An 18,375-nucleotide genomic window follows, 5' to 3' on the forward strand; every position below is an offset into this window, starting at 1 on the left:
TTCATCTTTTCACCCTCGTGCGACCCTATGTCTGCAGGCATTATATTAGAGCGAGCTTTGCGCTGGTCGGGCGCGCTGCGCCGCAAGACCAGCGCTTATGCCCCCTTCGCCGAATGGCTGACGGCCGCCGCCCAGCAGCCGCTTACCCGCAAGACCCTGCATGGCTGGTACGACGAGCTTCGCGGGGGGGAAGGCGATGCCACGCTGCCGGTGGCCGATGTGCGCCGTGCGCTGCGCCTATTGCGTGAACGTACCTTTTACACGCTGATGCTGCGCGACATCAATGGCCTTGCCCCGCTGGAAGAAGTCGTGACGGCCATGTCGGCCCTGGCAGACCTGGCCGTGGCGGAAGCCTACAAGAGCGTTGCGGGCGCACTGGCGGATATCCATGGCGTACCGGTAGACCCCAATACCGGGCGCCCGCAAGAGCTGCTTATCGTCGGCATGGGCAAGCTGGGAGGCCGCGAACTGAACGTCTCGTCAGACATCGACTTGATCATGCTGTACGGTGAAGAAGGAGAAACCACCGGACGCCGAAAGATCAGCCACCACGAGTTCTATGGCCGGGTAACGCAACGCATGATGCCGGTGCTGTCCGAGATGGATGGCGATGGGCAGGTATTCCGCACTGACCTGCGGCTGCGGCCCGATGGCGACTCTGGCCCGCTGGCCTGGAGCCTTGACGCCCTGGAGAACTATCTGGTGACGCAAGGTCGGGAATGGGAACGCTACGCCTGGCTGAAAGGCCGGATCATTCCTTGCCGGGCCTTCGAGGGTAGCGACTCATCCGAGCAGGTCAGGCAACTGGCATCGCTGCGCACCCCCTTCGTGTACCGCAAGTACTTCGACTTCGACGCCCTGGCTGCCATGCGCGGGCTGCGCGAAAGAATCCGGCTCGACTGGCAACGCCGCGCACTGGCCCGCAATGGTGTCGACACCATCCATAACATCAAGCTGGGTGAAGGCGGCATACGCGAGATCGAATTTGTCGTGCAGCTGAATCAGTTGATACGCGGCGGTCGGATGCCGTCATTGCAACAACGAGGCTTGCTTGCCGCCCTGCAGGCGCAGGCCAATGCCGGCGTGATCGCCAACGAGGTCGCCGAGCGCCTGGCCATCGCTTACGAATTTTTGCGGCGGGTGGAGCATCTGTTGCAGTACCGCGAAGACGAGCAGACCCACTTGCTGCCGCGCGACCCGGCCCTGTGCACCGCTCTGGCTGATGCCATGGGCATGGAGCAGGCGGCGTTTGAAACCACGTTGACCGAACATCGCGCCTTCGTGACCCAAACCTTCCGCGACGCTTTCCGTATTGCCGGCATGGGTGAAACCGACCATGGCGAGGACACCCCTGCGGCCCGGACCACCGATACGCCATACAGCGACCTGAATGAGCAGATCGAGCAACTGCTGGGCGACCACGCCGACACCATACGCCAACGCGTCGAGTCACTGCTCGATAGCCATCGCATCCGCAGCTTGCCCGCAAGCAGCCGGCGACGCGTCAAGACCTTGCTGCCTGCCATCATCGACATGGCAGCCAAGAGCGCAACGCCGCCCACCACGGCCATACGCTTGCTTGAGCTGGTCGAACACATCGTCCAGCGCAGTGCCTATCTGGCGCTGCTGGCCGAGTATCCCGAGACACTTGCACGGGTTGCCCGCATCGTTGGCGCCAGCCCCTGGGCATCGCAGTACCTGGCCCGCTACCCTATTTTGCTGGATAGCCTGATCGAGTGGCATTCGCTGCTCGAGCCGCCAGACTTCGACGAGCTACGGCGCCAATTGCGCAGCGAGCTCGATGCCTGCGTGCTGCCTGACGGCCGACCCGACGTCGAACAACAAATGAACCTGATGCGCGACACCCAGCACCAGGTGACTTTTCAGTTGCTGGCCCAGGATCTGGAAGGCGTGCTTACGGTGGAACACCTGGCGGATCGGCTCTCGGCGCTGGCTGACCTGCTGCTGGCTGAGACCATCGATCGTGTATGGCCGCTGGTGCAGCCGCGCGGCCAGGCAGGCCCCCTTCCCGCCCCGCACTTCGCCATCATTGCCTATGGCAAGCTGGGCGGCAAGGAAATCGGCTACGCGTCCGACCTGGATTTGGTTTTCCTTTACGACGACCCCACCGACGAAGCCAGCGAGCTCTATGCCAAGCTGGGCCGACGCATGGCCTCGTGGCTATCGACCATGACGTCGTCCGGGCGCCTGTACGAGATCGACCTGCGCCTGCGGCCGGATGGCGACGCCGGCCTGTTGGCCGTTTCGATCGACGCCTTCGAGCAATACCAGACGCAGCACGCCTGGGCCTGGGAGCATCAAGCCATCACACGCGCCCGTTTCGTTGCGGGTGACGCCGCGATTGGCCAGCGCTTCGAGGCCATACGCCGCCAAGTGCTGCTGCTGCCGCGTGATCCTGTTGCGCTACGCAACGAAGTGCGTGGCATGCGCGAGAAGATCAGCGCAGGGCATCCCAATCGCAGCGACGACTTCGACCTGAAGCACGACCGTGGCGGCATGGTGGATGTGGAGTTCGTGACGCAATACCTGGTGCTGTGCCACGCAGCGACCTATCCGGTGCTGCTGGATAACCTCGGAAATATCGCCCTGCTGGGGCTGGCTGCCCAGGTCGGCCTCATCCCCAGGCATCTGGCCATAGACGTCGCCGACGCCTATCGCGAATATCGTCGCCGCCAACATGCCTTGCGTCTGCAGGGTGCCGAGAAGGCCCGCGTACCCAGCGATCAATTGATTCTTCAACGCCGGGCGGTGGGCACACTTTGGAATACCGTCATAGGCGACTAAAATACGCCCATGAGCCATATCTTTACTGCGCCGCAAGGCTGCAATCGTCTGCCATGACCCTGACCGAACGCCCCATACTTCAGTTGCCCGACAACCGGCGCAAGGTGCTGCTGCATTCCTGCTGTGCGCCGTGTTCCGGCGAAGTCATGGAAGCCATGACCGCATCGGGCATCGAATACGCCATTTATTTTTACAACCCAAATATCCACCCGGACCGCGAGTACGAGATCCGCAAGAACGAGAACATTCGTTTTGCAGAGCAGCACGGCATCGAATTCATCGACGCCGACTACGACCGGGACAACTGGTTCGAGCGCGTACGCGGCCTGGAAGACGAGCCCGAGCGCGGACAACGCTGTACGGTCTGTTTCGACATGCGCTTCGAGCGCACCGCGCTATACGCTCACGAGCACGGCTTTGACACCATTACCAGCTCATTGGGTATTTCGCGCTGGAAGGACATGAACCAGATCAACGGTTCGGGCGAGCGCGCCGCTGCGCGCTACCCCGAACTGATCTACTGGACCTACAACTGGCGCAAAGGTGGCGGGTCAGCACGCATGATCGAAATCAGCAAGCGCGAAACCTTCTACCAGCAAGAGTACTGCGGCTGTGTCTATTCGCTGCGCGATACCAATCGGCATCGTCGCGAACAAGGCCGCGAACGTATCAAGATAGGCATCAAGTTCTACGGCAAGGACGAACTGGAATTCAACCCGCCGCCGGGCGCCGACGCGTAAGGCCGACGCCCCAGCAGACGTTTACTGCAAGGTGCGCGAAAACACAAACTGATCGTCCTGCCAGTCCACCGGCACGACATCCTTGGGCCCAAATTTGCCCTCCAGTATCAGTCGCGCGACCGGGTTCTCTACATGCTGCTGGATGGCGCGTTTAAGCGGGCGTGCCCCAAACACCGGGTCAAAGCCGCTACGGGCCAATTGTGCCAGGGCAGCATCTGTGACTTCCAGGCGCATGTCCATCTGGACGAGGCGTTCGGCCAGGCGCTGTATCTGCAAGCGCGCAATCGACTCGATATGGCTGGCGTCCAGACCATGGAACACCACGACTTCGTCGATACGGTTCAGGAACTCGGGGCGGAATGCCTGTTTAAGCTCTTCCCAGATTACTTCCTTGACCACCTCGTAGGGCTGGTCGGTCATGCTTTGTATATGCTGCGAGCCCAGGTTGGACGTCATGACAATGACAGTGTTGCGGAAATCCACCGTACGGCCCTGGCCATCGGTCAGGCGGCCGTCATCCAGCACTTGCAACAGCACGTTGAATACGTCGGGGTGCGCTTTCTCGATCTCGTCCAGCAAAATGACGCTGTAAGGCTTGCGGCGCACCACTTCGGTCAGATAGCCGCCCTCTTCGTAGCCCACGTAACCGGGAGGCGCTCCGATAAGACGCGCCACCGAGTGCTTCTCCATGAACTCGCTCATGTCGATGCGTATCAGGTGGTCGTCCGAATCGAACAGGAAGCCGGCCAGCGCCTTGGTAAGTTCGGTCTTGCCTACCCCAGTGGGGCCGAGAAACAAGAAGGAACCATAAGGGCGCGATGGGTCCGACAAGCCGGCCCGTGAACGGCGAATCGCATCAGCCACCAGGGTTACGGCCTCGTCCTGACCGACGACCCGCTGATGCAGATAGCTTTCCATTTGCAGCAGCTTGTCGCGCTCTCCTTGCATCATCTTGGACACCGGAATGCCGGTAGCCCGGGACACGACCTCGGCGATCTCTTCCGCACCCACCCGGGTACGCAACAAGCGCGGCTTGTCGGCGTCGGCGGCCTCTTGTTGGCCGGCTTCGGCTGCTTGCAGGCGGCCCTCCAGCTCGGGCAACTTGCCGTACTGCAGCTCCGCAAGCTTGTCGAACTGACCCTTGCGCTGCAGCTCGGCCATCTCGGCGCGCGTGCGCTCGATCTCTTCCTTGATCGACTGCGAGCCCTGGACAGCGGCCTTCTCGGATTTCCAGATTTCCTCGAAATCGTTGTACTCGCGCTGCAGCTTCAGCAGTTCGTCCTCGATAGCCTTGAGACGACGCTGTGAGCCCTCGTCCGTGTCTTTATTGACCGCTTCGCGCTCGATCTTCAACTGGATGATGCGTCGATCCAACTTGTCCATGACCTCGGGCTTGGAGTCGATCTCCATTCGTATGCGCGCAGCCGCCTCGTCGATAAGGTCGATGGCCTTATCTGGCAGGAAGCGATCAGTGATGTAGCGATTGGACAGCTCGGCAGCCGCCACAATGGCCGGGTCGGTAATGGCCACGCCGTGATGCAGTTCGTAGCGCTCCTGCAAGCCGCGCAAGATCGCGATGGTCGACTCGACGTCGGGCTCGTTGATAAGGACTTTCTGGAAGCGCCGCTCCAGCGCGGCATCTTTCTCGATGTATTTGCGGTATTCGTCCAGCGTGGTCGCGCCTATGCAATGCAGTTCGCCGCGCGACAAGGCCGGTTTGAGCATATTGCCCGCGTCCATTGCGCCCTCGGCCTTGCCTGCGCCCACCATGGTGTGCAGCTCGTCGATGAAAACAATGGTCTGGCCGTCGTCGTGGGAAAGCTCTTTAAGAACCGCCTTCAGGCGTTCTTCGAACTCGCCGCGATACTTGGCACCGGCCAGCAAAGCCGCCATATCCAGCGACAGCACCCGCTTGCCCTTGAGGGTCTCGGGCACCTCGTTATTGATAATCCGCTGCGCCAGTCCTTCGACGATCGCCGTCTTGCCCACGCCGGGCTCACCGATCAACACCGGATTATTCTTGGTGCGACGTTGCAAGATCTGGATGGATCGACGGATCTCGTCGTCGCGGCCTATGACCGGATCCAACTTGCCCTGGCGTGCGAGATCGGTCAGGTCGGTAGTGTATTTGGATAGGGCCTCGCGGTTGGATTCGCCCTCGGAGTCGGCAACGCTGGCACCCCCGCGCACGGCTTCGATGGCGGCTTCCAGGGGCTTGCGTTGCAAGCCCGCCTCGCGTAGCAGGCGGCCCGTCTCGCCTTTATCGTCGGCCAGTGCCAGCAGGAAAAGCTCGCTGGCGATGTAAGAGTCGCCGCGTTTGCTGGCTTCTTTGTCGGTACGCGCCAATACCGCTTGCAACTCGCGGCTGACCTGTATGTTGCCTTCGGCCCCCTGAACTTGCGGCAAGGCTTCGATCTGCGCGGTCAAAGCCTGGCTCAGGCGATTGACCGCCACGCCGGCACGCGCCAGCAGGCTGCCCGCGCCGCTGTCGCTATCGGCCAATAGCGCCGCCAACACATGGGCCGGCTCGATATAAGGATTATCATGCTGAACAGCCAGGCTTTGCGCATCGGCAATGGCCTGCTGAAATTTGGTGGTAAGTTTGTCGAATCGCATAGTGTTCTTTGAAAGTGGAGAGAGCCATGGGCTCGAATAATGAATATGTGCGGCCTAACGGCCCTATTTCAAGGTAGAGCCCTCGCCGCCCCTATGGATAAATTCAAACAACTGGAAAGTTTCGTGGCCGTTGCGACGCTGGGCAGCCTGACTGCGGCGGCACGCGCCGAAGGCGTGGCGCCCGCCATGATGAGCCGACGCCTTACCGCGCTGGAGGGCCGCCTGGGCGTGAAACTGCTGCTGCGCTCGACCCGCCGCCTGTCGCTTACCTCCGAGGGCACCGCACTGCTGGAGGAAGCGCAGCGCATCCTGCGCGACCTGAACGACACCGAAGCCCGTATCACGCAGGGTAGCGTGAAGCCCGGCGGCCATTTGCGCGTCAGCGCGCCGGCCGGCTTTGGGCGCAGGCATGTTGCTCCCCTGCTGCCCGAGTTCACCGCCACTTACCCGGACGTCTCGGTCACCCTGGATCTGTCCGATCGCCTGGTCGACCTGATCGAAGAGCGCTACGATTGCGCCATACGCCTGGGCGAACTGGACGACTCGCAGATCGTGGGCTTGCGTCTGGCCGATAACCAGCGCGTTATCGTCGCCGCCCCTTCTTATCTGGAACGGCACGGACGCCCCGCAACACCAGACGACCTGGCACGACACAACTGCCTGTCCTTCGGCAACCAGGGCAACCAGGCCAGGGGCTGGCTGCTGCGGCAAAATGGGCAATTGCGTGCGATCCGGGCAAAAGGCAGTCTCGCCTGCAGCGATGGATCGGTACTGCATCAATGGACGCTGGCCGGCATCGGGCTGTCGTGGCGATCACTCTGGGAGGTCCGCGACGATCTGGCAGCAGGTCGGCTGCTTACCGTGCTGGACGACTACGCAGCGCCGCCCAATGGCATATTTGCCATGCTGCCCGAGCGCAAACACCTGCCCTTGCGTGTGCGGCTATTCGTTGACATGCTCAAAGAACGCTATGCCACGCCGTCGTATTGGGCGGCAACTGACGAAAAAACCACACTCGCGACATGACTTATCCGCCGAGAAGCCTATACTGACAGCCAACTGAAACCCAGATCTGTCCTGCATGCCTAAACGTATCCCGGTCGCACCCGAATCCACCCGCTGTTCCACCTGTATGCTAAGCGAACTGTGCCTGCCACTGGGCATGGCACGCGATGACGTGGCCAAGCTTGACGAGCTCATCAAGGAACGAATCCGCATCCCCAAGGGAAGCGCGCTATTCCATCTGGGCGAGAAGACGGAAGCGGTTTATGGCATCCGTTCCGGTTCGTTGAAGACGCAACTGGAAGATGCGTCGGGCCAGATCCAGATCACCAGCTTTCTGCTGCCGGGTGAAATCGTCGGCATGGACGGCCTGCTGGACAACGTCCATCTATCGCATGCCATCGCGCTGGAAGACTCCGAAGTATGCATCATCCGCATCGACGAGATGGACGAACTGGCCAGGCACCTGCCGGTGCTGCAACAACAGTTGCGCCGCCTCATGAGCAAGGAAATCGGCCGCTCTCACCAACTGGTCATGGCATTGGGCGCACTGCGCTCAGAACAGCGACTCGCCGCTTTTCTGGTCAACCTGTCGCAGCGGCTTTCCGCGCTGGGCTATTCTGCCAGCGAATTCATCCTGCGCATGAGCCGAGAAGAGATCGGCAACTACCTGGGCCTTACCCTGGAAACCGTCAGTCGGCTGTTCTCGCGATTTGCGCGCGAGAACCTGATACGCGTGCGACAGCGCGAAGTGCATATACTGGATATGCACGGCTTGCAGGCGCTGGCTGGGACCGACTGCGGTTGAGCCGCCTAGTCGGGCACCGGGTCGCCAAATTCGTCTTCAAGGCGACCGCGCGGCGCCAAATGCAGCGTTAACGCGCTAGATAGCGCTGCCATCACCCAGAACAAGAAAAAGCCCCCCGCATAGACAGCTTGTCGCTCTGCCTGGAAGAAGCCAAAGAAAGAAATATCCAGCGGGTCGATTGCCGCGAACACGGCGGCGCTGGTCGCCCCGGCGATCAAGAAAGACGGCCATAAAATCCACATCAATGAACGTCTACGCATAGTTGTCTCCTGATTATTCTTGGAATTATTCGCGCGCTTGCGCCTTCGGCGGCTGCGGAGCCGCCGGTACTTCATCCTGACGAGTGACCTTCAGCCCGCGCTTGATGCCACCATCAGTAATTGCCTGATCGCCGTAGTGCTCCACGGCGAGAAAAATCGTAATAATACAGCCCACCATCGCCGCGAAGGGGCCCGCCATCAGCAGCCAGGGCCAGGGCTCGCGCCACCAAGGCTTGCTGGGCCCTACAAGCTGCTCTGCGGGGTCGGGAAATTGTGACATCTACTGGCCTCTGGGTTATCGGGGAACAAAAAAGCTGGATCGCTCAACGACGGTGACCTCGCGGTCCGATCCGTAATTGCCCACAGTGGTCAATTCGATTTCATGCAAGCCAGGTGTGAGGGTGCCAGCCGGGGCACGTACCACGACGGGAACCAATCGGTTCGAGGCGGCATCCACCTGTACGGTATCTGTGCCCTCGTCGGCAGTCAGGATCGCAAGCTCGGGCACCCCGGTGGCGCTAAGTTTAAGCGTCAGCGGAGACTCGGAGGTGTTGATCATTTGCAGGCGATACACGTTCTCTATCATGCCACCGGCTACTTCACGGCCCAGCACCCCGCGATCACGTATGACATCCACCCGCAAAGGGTTGCGTGTAGCCAGGGAAAAAACAAAGCCTGCCACGATGATGGCCAACAGGCTCGTGTACACCAGCACGCGGGGACGCAGCAACCGCTTGCGAACCTGGGATTGCGACAGCCCATCGGTAATGGCGCGCCCCGACGTATAGCGGATCAGGCCCCTGTCGTAGTCCATTTTGTCCATGACGGTATCGCAGACATCGACGCAGGCGCCGCAGCCTATGCACATGTATTGCAGACCGTCGCGGATATCGATACCGGTTGGGCAGACCTGCACGCACAGACTGCAGTCCACGCAATCGCCCATGCCGGCTTCCTTGTGATCGATGCGACGCGAACGCCCGCCGCGCGGTTCGCCCCGGACGTGATCATAGGTAACGACAAAGGTGTCGTCATCGACCATAACGCTCTGGAAGCGGGCATACGGGCACATGTACTTGCACACCGCTTCGCGCATGAAGCCGGCGTTGCCCCAGGTGGCAAACGCATAGAACACCATCCAGAACCACTGCCATGGCCCCAGGCTAAGCGTAAGCAGGCCCATGCCCAGCTCGCGTATCGGCGAGAAATACCCGATGAAGGTAGACCCGGTCCACCATGCGATCAGGATCCAGACAAAATGCTTGGAGGCCTTGATACGCAGCTTGCGCAGCGACCAGGGCTGTTCGTCCAGGCGAATACGGGCCAGGCGGTCGCCTTCGATACGGCGCTCGACCCACATGAAGATCTCGGTGTAGACGGTCTGTGGGCAGGCATAGCCGCAGAACAACCGCCCTGCCATGGCCGTGAACAGGAACAATGCAAAAGCCGAGATGACCAGCAAAACAGCCAGATAAATGACATCTTGCGGCCACAGCACCATGCCGAATATATAGAACTTGCGTGCCGCCAGATCAAACAGCACGGCCTGACGGTCATTCCATTGCAGCCACGGCAAACCGTAGAAAATCAGTTGGGTGATGACCACCATGGCGACGCGCCAGCGCGCGAACAGTCCGGATACCGAACGCGGATAAATCTTGCCGCGCACATCGGACAGCGCTTTCTCGACATGAGGAGACTTACCGCCCGCGGGCGTGACCCGCGGGGGTTGCCAGGCCGGCACAGCGGCGGCTGGTACCGGGTTCAGGTCGACGGGCGGTTCGCTGCTCATGCTGTGCTTCTATCGGGCAGCCATCCGGCTGCCTGGGTTGGACAAGCCCCATACCCATGCGGTAAGCATGCGGATCTGATCTTCCGTAAGGATGCCTTCCTGAGCAGGCATGCGGTTTTCGCGGCCATTCAGTATGGTTTCCACGATCGAGGCTTCGGAACTGCCATAGAGCCAGATGTTATCGCTAAGATTGGGCGCGCCCAGCGCGGTATTGCCCTTGCCTTCGGCGCCATGGCAGGCGGCGCAGAACATATCGAAGCCACGTTTGCCCGGCACGATGCGCAATGCATCGCTGGCCAGCCCGGACAAGGAACGTACGTATTGTGCAATGTCGGCTGCCTCGGCCGGCTTGATCTGTGCGCCCCAGGCCGGCATCATGCCGTGCCGTCCCTTGGTAATGGAGTGCATGATCTGCTCCGGCTCGCCGCCATACAACCAGTCGCCGTCCACCAGGTTGGGAAAGTTGCCACTGCCTCGGGCGTCCGAGCCATGGCACTGCGCACAGTTGTTCAGGAACAGGCGCTGGCCGATTTCGCGCGCATCCGGGTCGCCGGCCACTTCAGTGATCGACATCTTGCCAAAGCGCTCATACACCGGCTGGATCTGCGCATTCAGGGCTTCGCGCTGCGACTTCACCTCGTTGGCAGAGGTGAATTTCAGGGTGCCCTCGTAGCTGCCCAAGCCCGGATACAAGACCAGAATGGCAACGGCGACTATGCAAAGCCCCAGATAGAACACTGTCCACCACCGCGGCACAGGATTGTTCAGCTCGGTAAGATCGCCGTCCCATACATGGCCGGTGTCCTCGGTATGCTCGACGGTTTTCTTCAGCCAGGCACGTTGCGAGAACAGCAGCCACACACAGAACACAATGCCGGCGATGGCTATCGCCCCGATGTAGTAGCTCCAGAAGCCGCTGACGAAATCACTCATGGGTTTCCTCTTTTTTCTTGTCCATCAAACGCTCGTCCGGCACGGCGAACGGGAGCATGGAGGCCTCGCGATTGGCGTCGGCCCGGCCCTTGGAGAACGCCCAGACCACGATGCCCAGGAAAGTAAGCATGGCAATAATGGTTGCCAAACCATTCAACAAGCCCATTACAGTGCTCCCTCGGCAACGGCCTTAGCGGCGGCGGCGCGCCCGGCCACGCCCAGATCCTGCAGATAGGCGATCAGGGCGTCTTCTTCGGTTTTGCCTTTCAGTTGTTCCGGCGCCTGCTCGATCTGTTCGTCGGTATACGGAACCCCCAACCTGCGCAATACGCGCATGCGGGTCTGAACGTTCTCGTTCTCGACCGAGTTGCGCGCCAACCATCCATACGCGGGCATGTTCGATTCCGGCACGACATCGCGCGGGTTGCGCAGGTGTACGCGGTGCCAGTCGTCGGAATAGCGGCCACCCACCCTAGCCAGGTCAGGACCGGTGCGCTTGGAACCCCACAGGAAGGGATAGTCGTAGGTCGACTCGCCGGCCAGGGAATAAGGGCCGTAGCGCTGCACCTCGGAGCTAAGCATGCGTATCTGCTGGGAATGGCAGCCCACGCAGCCTTCCCGTATGTATACGTCGCGCCCGACGAGATTCAGCGGCTCGTAGGGCATGACGCCCGGGGTGGGCGTGGTGGTTGAGTGTTGGAAAAACAGCGGAACGATCTGCACCAGACCCGCAAACGATATGACGGCGATCGACAGGATGATGAGCAGCCCGACGTTCTGCTCGATCAGCTTGTGACTGAATCCGGACTTCTTCTTGGCCATGTTGTATCTCCTTAAGCCGTGGCCGTGGCCGGTTGGCGCATCGCGGGGTCGCGCGCATCCGGGTTGAACTGCGGAATGACCGGATTGCTATGGGTCTGGCCCCGCACGGTAATGAAGGTGTTCCATGCCATGACGCACATGCCGCCCAGGAAGCACAGGCCTCCCACCAGGCGTATGACGTAGAAGGGATAGGTAGCCTTCACGGCTTCCACAAAGCTGTAGGTCAGCGTGCCGTCCGCACCCGTCGCGCGCCACATCAGGCCCTGCATCACGCCGGCAATCCACATCGAGCTGATATACAGCACGACGCCCAGCGTGGCCAACCAGAAATGCAGGGAAACCAGCCCCATGTTGGCCATGGCGCTGCGGCCGTACAAACGGGGAATCATGTAATAGAAGGAGCCAAAGGTAATCATGGCAACCCAGCCCAGTGCGCCGGCGTGCACGTGCCCGACTGTCCAGTCGGTGTAATGCGACAGGGCGTTGACCGTGCGGATGGACATCATCGAGCCCTCGAAGGTTGCCATGCCGTAGAAAGATAAGGCCACCACCAGGAACTTCAGTATGGGATCGGTACGCAGCTTGTGCCAGGCGCCCGACAAGGTCATGATGCCGTTGATCATCCCGCCCCAGGAAGGAGCAAGCAGTATCAGCGACAGGGCCATGCCCAGCGATTGCGTCCAGTCAGGCAACGAGGTATACAGCAGATGGTGCGGACCGGCCCACATGTAAGTGAAGGCCAGTGCCCAGAAGTGCACGATGGACAAGCGATACGAATAAATGGGACGCCCGGCCTGCTTGGGCACGAAGTAATACATCATGCCCAGGAAACTGGTGGTCAGGAAGAAACCGACCGCATTGTGCCCGTACCACCACTGCACCATTGCATCCTGCACCCCGGCAAAGGCCGAGTACGACTTCCACATCGATACGGGAAGCTCCAGGTTGTTGAAGATGTGCAGCACGGCGATGGTCAGTATGTAAGATCCAAAGAACCAGTTGGCCACATAGATGTGACGCATCTTGCGCTTGGCGATGGTGCCGAAGAACACCACGGCATAGGCGATCCAGACCAGGGCGATCAGGATATCCAGCGGCCATTCGAGTTCGGCGTATTCTTTGGTGGACGTGTAGCCCATCGGCAAGGTAATTACAGCACCCACCAGCACCGCCTGCCATCCCCAGAAAGTGAAGGCGGCCAGCTTGTCGCTGAACAAGCGCGCCTGACAGGTACGCTGCACCACGTAATACGAGGTGGCGAACAGCGCGCTGCCGCCAAAGGCGAAGATCACGCCGTTGGTATGCAAGGGACGCAAGCGGCCGTAGCTCAGCCACGGGGTATTGAAGTTCAACTCCGGCCAGATCAGCTGTGCGGCGATCAGAACCCCCACCGCCATGCCGACCACGCCCCAAACTATGGTGGCTATCGTGAACTGACGCACGACCCCATAGTTGAAGACTTCGGCCTGTGTTCCGACAGTATCGGACGTACCCATCGAGCTTCCCCTAAATCAAGTAAAACAAATCAATCAAAATCTTTGTCGTTCCCGGCATTGGCCGGGGTATCGTCATCAAGCAGTATCGACTGCGCCGCATGCGACGTGTCGTCGAACTGCCCTGCAAAAATAGCCCACCAAAACGCCGCGCCTATGACAATGACCAGCAACAGCGATATGGGCAGCAGCAAATACAATGAGGGCATGGTCAGGCCTGTACCGCCGCTGCTTGCAGCCTGCCGGTGCGCGGGACGGTCTGTCGCCGATAGAAGCGCCACGAGTTCCCGGCCACCGCCAAGGACGACAACAGCATGGTCAGGGCAGCCACCCAGGGTGCGACCAGCCCTGCAGCGGCCAGCGGCGTCATCAACAGATGCCAGGCAACCGAACCATATAAATTCTGGCGAGCCAGCCGACCAGTAGCTTGAGTCAGCCGCAGCACATCGACTTCGGTGCTCGATGATCGAACCGACAGGCTGGCATGTGCAGCTGCAACGGCAGTCGGGACCGCCATGGCCATTGCACAGGGGCAGCTCATGACCAGTAGCGCCACCATCACGCCGATGGCACGATCGGGTGCATACAGATACCAGGCGGCTCCCGCGAGGAAAGCCAGGGCAAGCTGCACCACCACGAACCAGAAAGCAATGTGATCGGCGCGCCTGGACACTGCCTCGCGAAACTGCTCGATGAACTGATGAGCCGGCGCACCGCCCGCTACGGATTGTCGGGCACAAAGCTCCAGGTATCGGGCCGTCAGCAGGAAAGCCACGAACATGGCGACGGAATCGAAATAAACCTCGCCGCGCGCCATCCAGGTCGTCCAGACGCTAGGGATAAAAGCGGCCACGATGCCCAGGGCCACCGGAAGATCCATGCCTACCCTGCCCTGCAACAGGCGTCGCAGGGCGCCGCCCCATACCGGCCAGGCGCAATACAACACTACCGGCACGGTAATGACCAGGCTGATCCAGTTCATCAACACAATGGCCTCGTCCAACGTACGCAGGTTCTCTGCCCCCATGCTGGCGGACCGCAAGTAACCGGGGAAGGCAAACATCATGACCTGCATCATGCCCAGCCAGGCCAGGCCCATGCGTGCAAGCATATGGCGTCGCTTTTGGCGATCATGGTCGGCAAGCTGTACAGGAATGGAGAATATCGAGAAGGCGCGCATTACGGAGCACTATAGGCCAGCTAGTGGCCTCCAGTCTTGATATAAATCAACAGGCTTCCCCGATAGTGCAAAAAAAAGACGGCGCCACGAGGGCGCCGCAAAAATACTGCTGTACAAGACGACGCCAGGTAAGCCGTCTCGTACGGGGGCTGGCCGTCAGGCCACCTTCAGGCCGTCTTTGGGCGACCCTTCAAATTGTGCTTCCTCGGTAGAGCCGGTCAGTGCCGTGGTGGACGAGCGACCGCCTTCAATAGCTTGCGTGACGGCATCGAAGTAGCCGGTACCCACCTCGCGTTGGTGCTTCACGGCCGTGAAGCCAAGGTCGGCCGCCGCGAATTCCTTCTGCTGCAACTCAACGAAGGCACTCATCTGGTTGCGGGCATAACCGTGCGCCAGCTCGAACATGCCGTAGTTCAGGGCGTGGAAGCCGGCCAGCGTGATGAACTGGAACTTGTAGCCCATGGCGCCCAGCTCGCGCTGGAACTTGGCGATGGTGGTGTCGTCCAGGTTCTTTTTCCAATTGAACGATGGCGAGCAGTTATAGGCCAGCATCTTGCCCGGGAACTGCTTATGGATGGACTCGGCAAACTTGCGGGCATATTCCAGGTTGGGTGTGGAAGTTTCGCACCACAGCAGATCGGCATAAGGTGCATAGGCCAGCCCACGCGAAATAGCCTGATCGATACCGGCACGTGTGCGGAAGAAGCCTTCCACGGTGCGCTCGCCGGTAATGAAGGCGTGATCGTTCTCGTCGATGTCGCTGGTTACCAGGTCGGCAGCATCGGCGTCAGTACGAGCCAGCAACAAGGTAGGAACGCCCAGTACGTCGGCGGCCAGACGTGCCGACACCAACTTGGCGACGGCTTCGCGAGTGGGCACCAGCACCTTCCCGCCCATGTGCCCGCACTTCTTGACCGAAGCCAACTGGTCTTCAAAGTGAACGCCGGCTGCACCCGCCTCGATCATGGACTTCATGAGTTCGAAGGCATTCAGTACGCCGCCAAACCCGGCTTCCGCGTCCGCCACGATGGGGGCGAAGTAGTCGAGGTAATCTTCGTCTTTGGGGTTTTTGCCTTCCATCCACTGGATCTGGTCGCAACGGGTCAAGGCATTATTGATGCGCTTGACCACCAGGGGCACCGAGTTGGCCGGATACAGCGACTGATCGGGGTACATTTCGCCCGCGCCATTGGCATCGCCGGCGACCTGCCAACCGGACAGATATATGGCCTTGAGCCCCGCCTTCACCTGTTGCATGGCCTGGTTGCCTGTCAGGGCGCCCAGCGCATTGATGAAAGGCTCTTCATGCAGCAAGCCCCACAGTTTTTCAGCGCCGCGACGAGCCAGCGTGTGCTCCACCGTGACCGAGCCGCGCAGCCGCACGACCTCTTCGGCCCCATAACCGCGCTTGATACCCTGCCAGCGGGCATCTTCTGCCCATGTTCGTTGAAGGTCGCGAATTTCGGTTTCTCGTGTGCTCATGATGTGTCCCTGCAAAGTAAGAAAAAGTGGTAAACCCGATGACTAAAGTCTACGGGCTTGCTGCAAGGCAAACCACACTTATGTCTTATATAAGACAAAAAATATTGCGCTTAAATTTCAAGATGATACGAATTTCATTTCAGGATGCGGAACAACTTTCTTCCGTATGAAAAGCAAGATCATGCAACGCAGCATCGCAATTTCACGATGCGAAATGGCAATTTCATGATATGAAACGGTACGGTCCAGACGGTACAATGGCTTAACCTGATGCGGGCCTACTGGTCCGCAGCACCAACTTTCGCTACCCACCATGCAAGATACTCACCTCGCTCACGCCCCTTTGGGCCAGGATGTCGTTTATCCCGTTACCTACGATGCCGGCCTGCTGTTCCCCATAGAACGCGCGCGGAATCGCCAGCAACTGAACATCCCTTCCGTGTGGCACGGCGCCGATATCTGGAATGCCTACGAGCTTTCCTGGCTGGACGCGCGCGGCAAGCCAGTTGTGGCGATAGGACGGTTCGTCTTTGACCACAGTAGCCCGCGACTGATCGAGTCCAAGTCGTTCAAGCTGTACCTGAACTCCTTCAACGAAGAACGCCAGCAGGACGAGGCCACTGTGCGCGGCACGCTCCAGCGCGATCTCGAACGCGCTTGCGGCGGGCCGGTAGAAGTCAGCTTGCAAAGGCTGGGCGACGGGCAGGCGCTGCAGTGTGCACCCATGGACGGAATCAGCATTGACGGTGCCGACATCGAGATCAGTGCTTATGAGCCCACGCCGGGATTGCTGCAGTGCGTGGCTGACGCCCCGCAGGTCACCGAAACCCTGACCTCAGATCTGCTCAAATCGAACTGTCCCGTTACCGGTCAGCCCGACTGGGGCAGTGTGCAGGTACGCTATACAGGCCCCCGTATAGATCGGGATGCCCTGCTGCGTTATATCGTCTCACTGCGCCGCCACACCGAGTTCCACGAGCACTGCGTCGAGAAGATGTATTGCGATATCTGGCAGGCTTGCCAGCCCGAATCGCTATTCGTGTATGCGCGCTATACGCGACGCGGCGGACTGGACATCAATCCATGGCGCAGCAGTGCAGCCACCACCGTGGTCGATGCGCGCACACCCCGCCAGTAAGTCCTAGGCTCGCGCGGTACTGACCGCCGCCACGCTGCGCCCGGCCCAGCGGGCCACCCATACTGCCAACACGGCGGCAATGGCAAAAGCGGTCGCTGCGCCAAACCACGGTCCGCGCCCCAGGCCGGCATCCAGCATCAAGCCAAAGCCCACGGGCGCGAGCGATGAGCCCACATCCATGCCGGAGTAAACCAGGCCGTACACCGTGCCCGTCGCGCCCTTGGGCGTTACCCGCCGTATGAGCATATCGCGCGAGGGTGCCGCCACGCCCGAGAAGAAACCGGCCAGCGCTACCAGGCCCATGGCGACCACAGGCGGCACCGTACCCAGGGCCAATACCGCAAGCAGGGCACCGGCCAGCAATAGCGATACGAAGACGGTGCGTTCGGTGTTGGGCGTCGTGCCCACCAGGAAGCCGCCCGCCAGCATGCCAACCGCCGCCGCGATCATATAGGCCGACAAGGTGCCGCCAGCCAGCACCTTGTCGATGGCGTAGATGTCACCCAACATCGGTATGGTGTAGTTTTGTACCGCCGACAGGGCCACCGAGGTGAACATGAAGAAAAGGAAAGCGCCCCACAAGGCCGGCTGCACGAGCAGTGTTGCGAGCGTCTGGCCGACCGACTGACGGGACAGATCCACCTGCGAACCCGATGAGGCGCCCGGCGCAGCGGATGCCGCGACCGCCTGCTGATTGGTGCCCGCAAGCAGGCTGCGGCCCAGCCAAGTCAGCACCAGAACGAAGGCAACCAGCCCTGCCGCACTGAAAGCGGCCACGCGCCAGTTGGACAAATGAATAATGGTTGCCATGAAAACGGGAGTCAGCGCCCACCCAAGATTGCCGGTAAGGCCATGCGTACTGAAAGCGTGACCCAGACGAGCGGGGCTGACCCGGTGATTCATGATGGAGTAATCGACGGGATGGAAAACCGAATTTCCCATGCCTCCTATTACAGCCGCCAGCACCAGCATGGCATAGCCGTTGGCGCTCCCGATCAACACGCCCGACACCACAAAACTGGCCAGGCCGAACCGCAACACCGGCGCTGGCCCTATGCGGTCGACAACAAACCCGGACGATGCCTGCCCAAGGCAAGACACCAGAAAGAAAATTGACGCCAGCAGACCCAGCTTGACGAAGTCGTAGCCGAACTCGTGAGCCAGCGACAAGTACAAAGTGGGAAAGACCAGCTGAAAAAAATGGGATGCTGAATGCGCCGAGCCAATCAGTCCGATGATGGTCCAGTCTTTGCGACGTATCTGTCGAAAATCGACGGCTTCAGTATCAGGTATGGCGCTCATGG

At 60.4% G+C, this 18,375-nt stretch carries 17 protein-coding genes; 5 read left to right on the forward strand and 12 right to left on the reverse strand.

Annotation, left to right across the window (positions count from 1 at the left end):
* Positions 1-27: 27 nt before the first annotated feature.
* Together glnE and CKA81_RS06965 are read left to right on the forward strand one after the other, a co-directional pair.
* Positions 28-2,805, forward strand: coding sequence for a bifunctional [glutamate--ammonia ligase]-adenylyl-L-tyrosine phosphorylase/[glutamate--ammonia-ligase] adenylyltransferase (glnE, locus tag CKA81_RS06960; protein ID WP_128354649.1), 2,778 nt, complete (start codon positions 28-30; stop codon positions 2,803-2,805).
* 53 nt (positions 2,806-2,858) lie between these two features.
* Positions 2,859-3,545 carry an epoxyqueuosine reductase QueH gene (locus tag CKA81_RS06965; protein ID WP_128354650.1) on the forward strand — a complete coding sequence of 229 codons (687 nt, stop codon included), beginning with the start codon at positions 2,859-2,861 and terminating at the stop codon, positions 3,543-3,545.
* Positions 3,546-3,566: 21 nt separating this feature from the next.
* On the opposite strand, the gene clpB is transcribed toward CKA81_RS06965, so the two are convergent.
* Positions 3,567-6,161: an ATP-dependent chaperone ClpB gene (gene clpB, locus CKA81_RS06970; protein ID WP_128354651.1), complete on the reverse strand. Its 2,595-nt coding sequence runs from the start codon at positions 6,159-6,161 to the stop codon at positions 3,567-3,569.
* A 93-nt stretch (positions 6,162-6,254) separates the two neighbouring features.
* Here clpB and CKA81_RS06975 point away from each other — a divergent pair, with 93 nt between their 5' ends.
* Entirely contained in the window at positions 6,255-7,187 is a 933-nt protein-coding gene (locus CKA81_RS06975; RefSeq protein ID WP_128354652.1) for a LysR family transcriptional regulator, read from the forward strand.
* Between the two features lie 55 nt (positions 7,188-7,242).
* Positions 7,243-7,971: a fumarate/nitrate reduction transcriptional regulator Fnr gene (gene fnr, locus CKA81_RS06980; RefSeq protein WP_128354653.1), complete on the forward strand. Its 729-nt coding sequence runs from the start codon at positions 7,243-7,245 to the stop codon at positions 7,969-7,971.
* 5 nt (positions 7,972-7,976) lie between these two features.
* Here fnr and CKA81_RS06985 read toward each other — a convergent pair whose 3' ends face one another.
* The 10 genes from CKA81_RS06985 to aceA all read right to left on the reverse strand — a co-directional run bounded on the left by CKA81_RS06985 (position 7,977) and on the right by aceA (position 15,933).
* On the reverse strand, positions 7,977-8,231 hold the full coding sequence (locus CKA81_RS06985; protein WP_128354654.1) for a hypothetical protein: 255 nt from the start codon (positions 8,229-8,231) through the stop codon (positions 7,977-7,979).
* A gap of 25 nt (positions 8,232-8,256) precedes the next feature.
* Positions 8,257-8,511, reverse strand: a complete 255-nt coding sequence (locus tag CKA81_RS06990; protein WP_128354655.1) for a hypothetical protein — start codon at positions 8,509-8,511, stop codon at positions 8,257-8,259.
* A 15-nt stretch (positions 8,512-8,526) separates the two neighbouring features.
* Complete coding sequence (gene ccoG / locus CKA81_RS06995; protein ID WP_128354656.1) at positions 8,527-10,023, reverse strand: cytochrome c oxidase accessory protein CcoG; 1,497 nt, start codon at positions 10,021-10,023, stop codon at positions 8,527-8,529.
* Between the two features lie 9 nt (positions 10,024-10,032).
* On the reverse strand, positions 10,033-10,956 hold the full coding sequence (gene ccoP / locus CKA81_RS07000; protein ID WP_128354657.1) for a cytochrome-c oxidase, cbb3-type subunit III: 924 nt from the start codon (positions 10,954-10,956) through the stop codon (positions 10,033-10,035).
* A complete protein-coding gene (locus CKA81_RS07005) occupies positions 10,949-11,122 on the reverse strand; it encodes a cbb3-type cytochrome oxidase subunit 3 (protein ID WP_128354658.1) in 174 nt (57 codons plus the stop codon). Before CKA81_RS07005 ends, ccoP begins: the two co-directional genes overlap by 8 nt.
* A complete protein-coding gene (ccoO, locus tag CKA81_RS07010) occupies positions 11,122-11,778 on the reverse strand; it encodes a cytochrome-c oxidase, cbb3-type subunit II (RefSeq protein ID WP_128354659.1) in 657 nt (218 codons plus the stop codon). The genes CKA81_RS07005 and ccoO overlap by 1 nt, the downstream gene beginning before the upstream one ends.
* An 11-nt stretch (positions 11,779-11,789) precedes the next feature.
* A complete protein-coding gene (ccoN, locus tag CKA81_RS07015; protein ID WP_128354660.1) occupies positions 11,790-13,274 on the reverse strand; it encodes a cytochrome-c oxidase, cbb3-type subunit I in 1,485 nt (494 codons plus the stop codon).
* 29 nt (positions 13,275-13,303) lie between these two features.
* Entirely contained in the window at positions 13,304-13,480 is a 177-nt protein-coding gene (gene ccoS, locus CKA81_RS07020) for a cbb3-type cytochrome oxidase assembly protein CcoS (protein ID WP_128354661.1), read from the reverse strand.
* A gap of 2 nt (positions 13,481-13,482) precedes the next feature.
* Positions 13,483-14,451 (reverse strand): P-type ATPase, encoded by a 969-nt coding sequence (locus CKA81_RS07025; protein WP_128354662.1) that lies wholly within the window; start codon positions 14,449-14,451, stop codon positions 13,483-13,485.
* A 156-nt stretch (positions 14,452-14,607) separates the two neighbouring features.
* A complete protein-coding gene (gene aceA, locus CKA81_RS07030; RefSeq protein WP_128354663.1) occupies positions 14,608-15,933 on the reverse strand; it encodes an isocitrate lyase in 1,326 nt (441 codons plus the stop codon).
* Positions 15,934-16,246: 313 nt separating this feature from the next.
* Between aceA and queF the strand changes: the two genes are divergently transcribed.
* Positions 16,247-17,071 (forward strand): NADPH-dependent 7-cyano-7-deazaguanine reductase QueF, encoded by an 825-nt coding sequence (gene queF, locus CKA81_RS07035; RefSeq protein ID WP_128354664.1) that lies wholly within the window; start codon positions 16,247-16,249, stop codon positions 17,069-17,071.
* Between the two features lie 3 nt (positions 17,072-17,074).
* Here queF and CKA81_RS07040 read toward each other — a convergent pair whose 3' ends face one another.
* Positions 17,075-18,373: an MFS transporter gene (locus tag CKA81_RS07040; protein WP_128354665.1), complete on the reverse strand. Its 1,299-nt coding sequence runs from the start codon at positions 18,371-18,373 to the stop codon at positions 17,075-17,077.
* Positions 18,374-18,375: the final 2 nt, after the last annotated feature.

This window comes from Pollutimonas thiosulfatoxidans (genome assembly GCF_004022565.1).
Classification (GTDB): domain Bacteria; phylum Pseudomonadota; class Gammaproteobacteria; order Burkholderiales; family Burkholderiaceae_B; genus Pusillimonas_D; species Pusillimonas_D thiosulfatoxidans.

What these genes read in the sequence shown, in the direction of transcription:
- glnE (WP_128354649.1), top strand. Translation starts at nt 28, where the DNA reads ATGTCTGCAGGCATTATATTAGAGCGAGCTTTGCGCTGGTCGGGCGCG.
- CKA81_RS06965 (WP_128354650.1), top strand. Translation starts at nt 2,859, where the DNA reads ATGACCCTGACCGAACGCCCCATACTTCAGTTGCCCGACAACCGGCGC.
- clpB (WP_128354651.1), bottom strand. Translation starts at nt 6,161, where the DNA reads ATGCGATTCGACAAACTTACCACCAAATTTCAGCAGGCCATTGCCGAT.
- CKA81_RS06975 (WP_128354652.1), top strand. Translation starts at nt 6,255, where the DNA reads ATGGATAAATTCAAACAACTGGAAAGTTTCGTGGCCGTTGCGACGCTG.
- fnr (WP_128354653.1), top strand. Translation starts at nt 7,243, where the DNA reads ATGCCTAAACGTATCCCGGTCGCACCCGAATCCACCCGCTGTTCCACC.
- CKA81_RS06985 (WP_128354654.1), bottom strand. Translation starts at nt 8,231, where the DNA reads ATGCGTAGACGTTCATTGATGTGGATTTTATGGCCGTCTTTCTTGATC.
- CKA81_RS06990 (WP_128354655.1), bottom strand. Translation starts at nt 8,511, where the DNA reads ATGTCACAATTTCCCGACCCCGCAGAGCAGCTTGTAGGGCCCAGCAAG.
- ccoG (WP_128354656.1), bottom strand. Translation starts at nt 10,023, where the DNA reads ATGAGCAGCGAACCGCCCGTCGACCTGAACCCGGTACCAGCCGCCGCT.
- ccoP (WP_128354657.1), bottom strand. Translation starts at nt 10,956, where the DNA reads ATGAGTGATTTCGTCAGCGGCTTCTGGAGCTACTACATCGGGGCGATA.
- CKA81_RS07005 (WP_128354658.1), bottom strand. Translation starts at nt 11,122, where the DNA reads ATGGGCTTGTTGAATGGTTTGGCAACCATTATTGCCATGCTTACTTTC.
- ccoO (WP_128354659.1), bottom strand. Translation starts at nt 11,778, where the DNA reads ATGGCCAAGAAGAAGTCCGGATTCAGTCACAAGCTGATCGAGCAGAAC.
- ccoN (WP_128354660.1), bottom strand. Translation starts at nt 13,274, where the DNA reads ATGGGTACGTCCGATACTGTCGGAACACAGGCCGAAGTCTTCAACTAT.
- ccoS (WP_128354661.1), bottom strand. Translation starts at nt 13,480, where the DNA reads ATGCCCTCATTGTATTTGCTGCTGCCCATATCGCTGTTGCTGGTCATT.
- CKA81_RS07025 (WP_128354662.1), bottom strand. Translation starts at nt 14,451, where the DNA reads ATGCGCGCCTTCTCGATATTCTCCATTCCTGTACAGCTTGCCGACCAT.
- aceA (WP_128354663.1), bottom strand. Translation starts at nt 15,933, where the DNA reads ATGAGCACACGAGAAACCGAAATTCGCGACCTTCAACGAACATGGGCA.
- queF (WP_128354664.1), top strand. Translation starts at nt 16,247, where the DNA reads ATGCAAGATACTCACCTCGCTCACGCCCCTTTGGGCCAGGATGTCGTT.
- CKA81_RS07040 (WP_128354665.1), bottom strand. Translation starts at nt 18,373, where the DNA reads ATGAGCGCCATACCTGATACTGAAGCCGTCGATTTTCGACAGATACGT.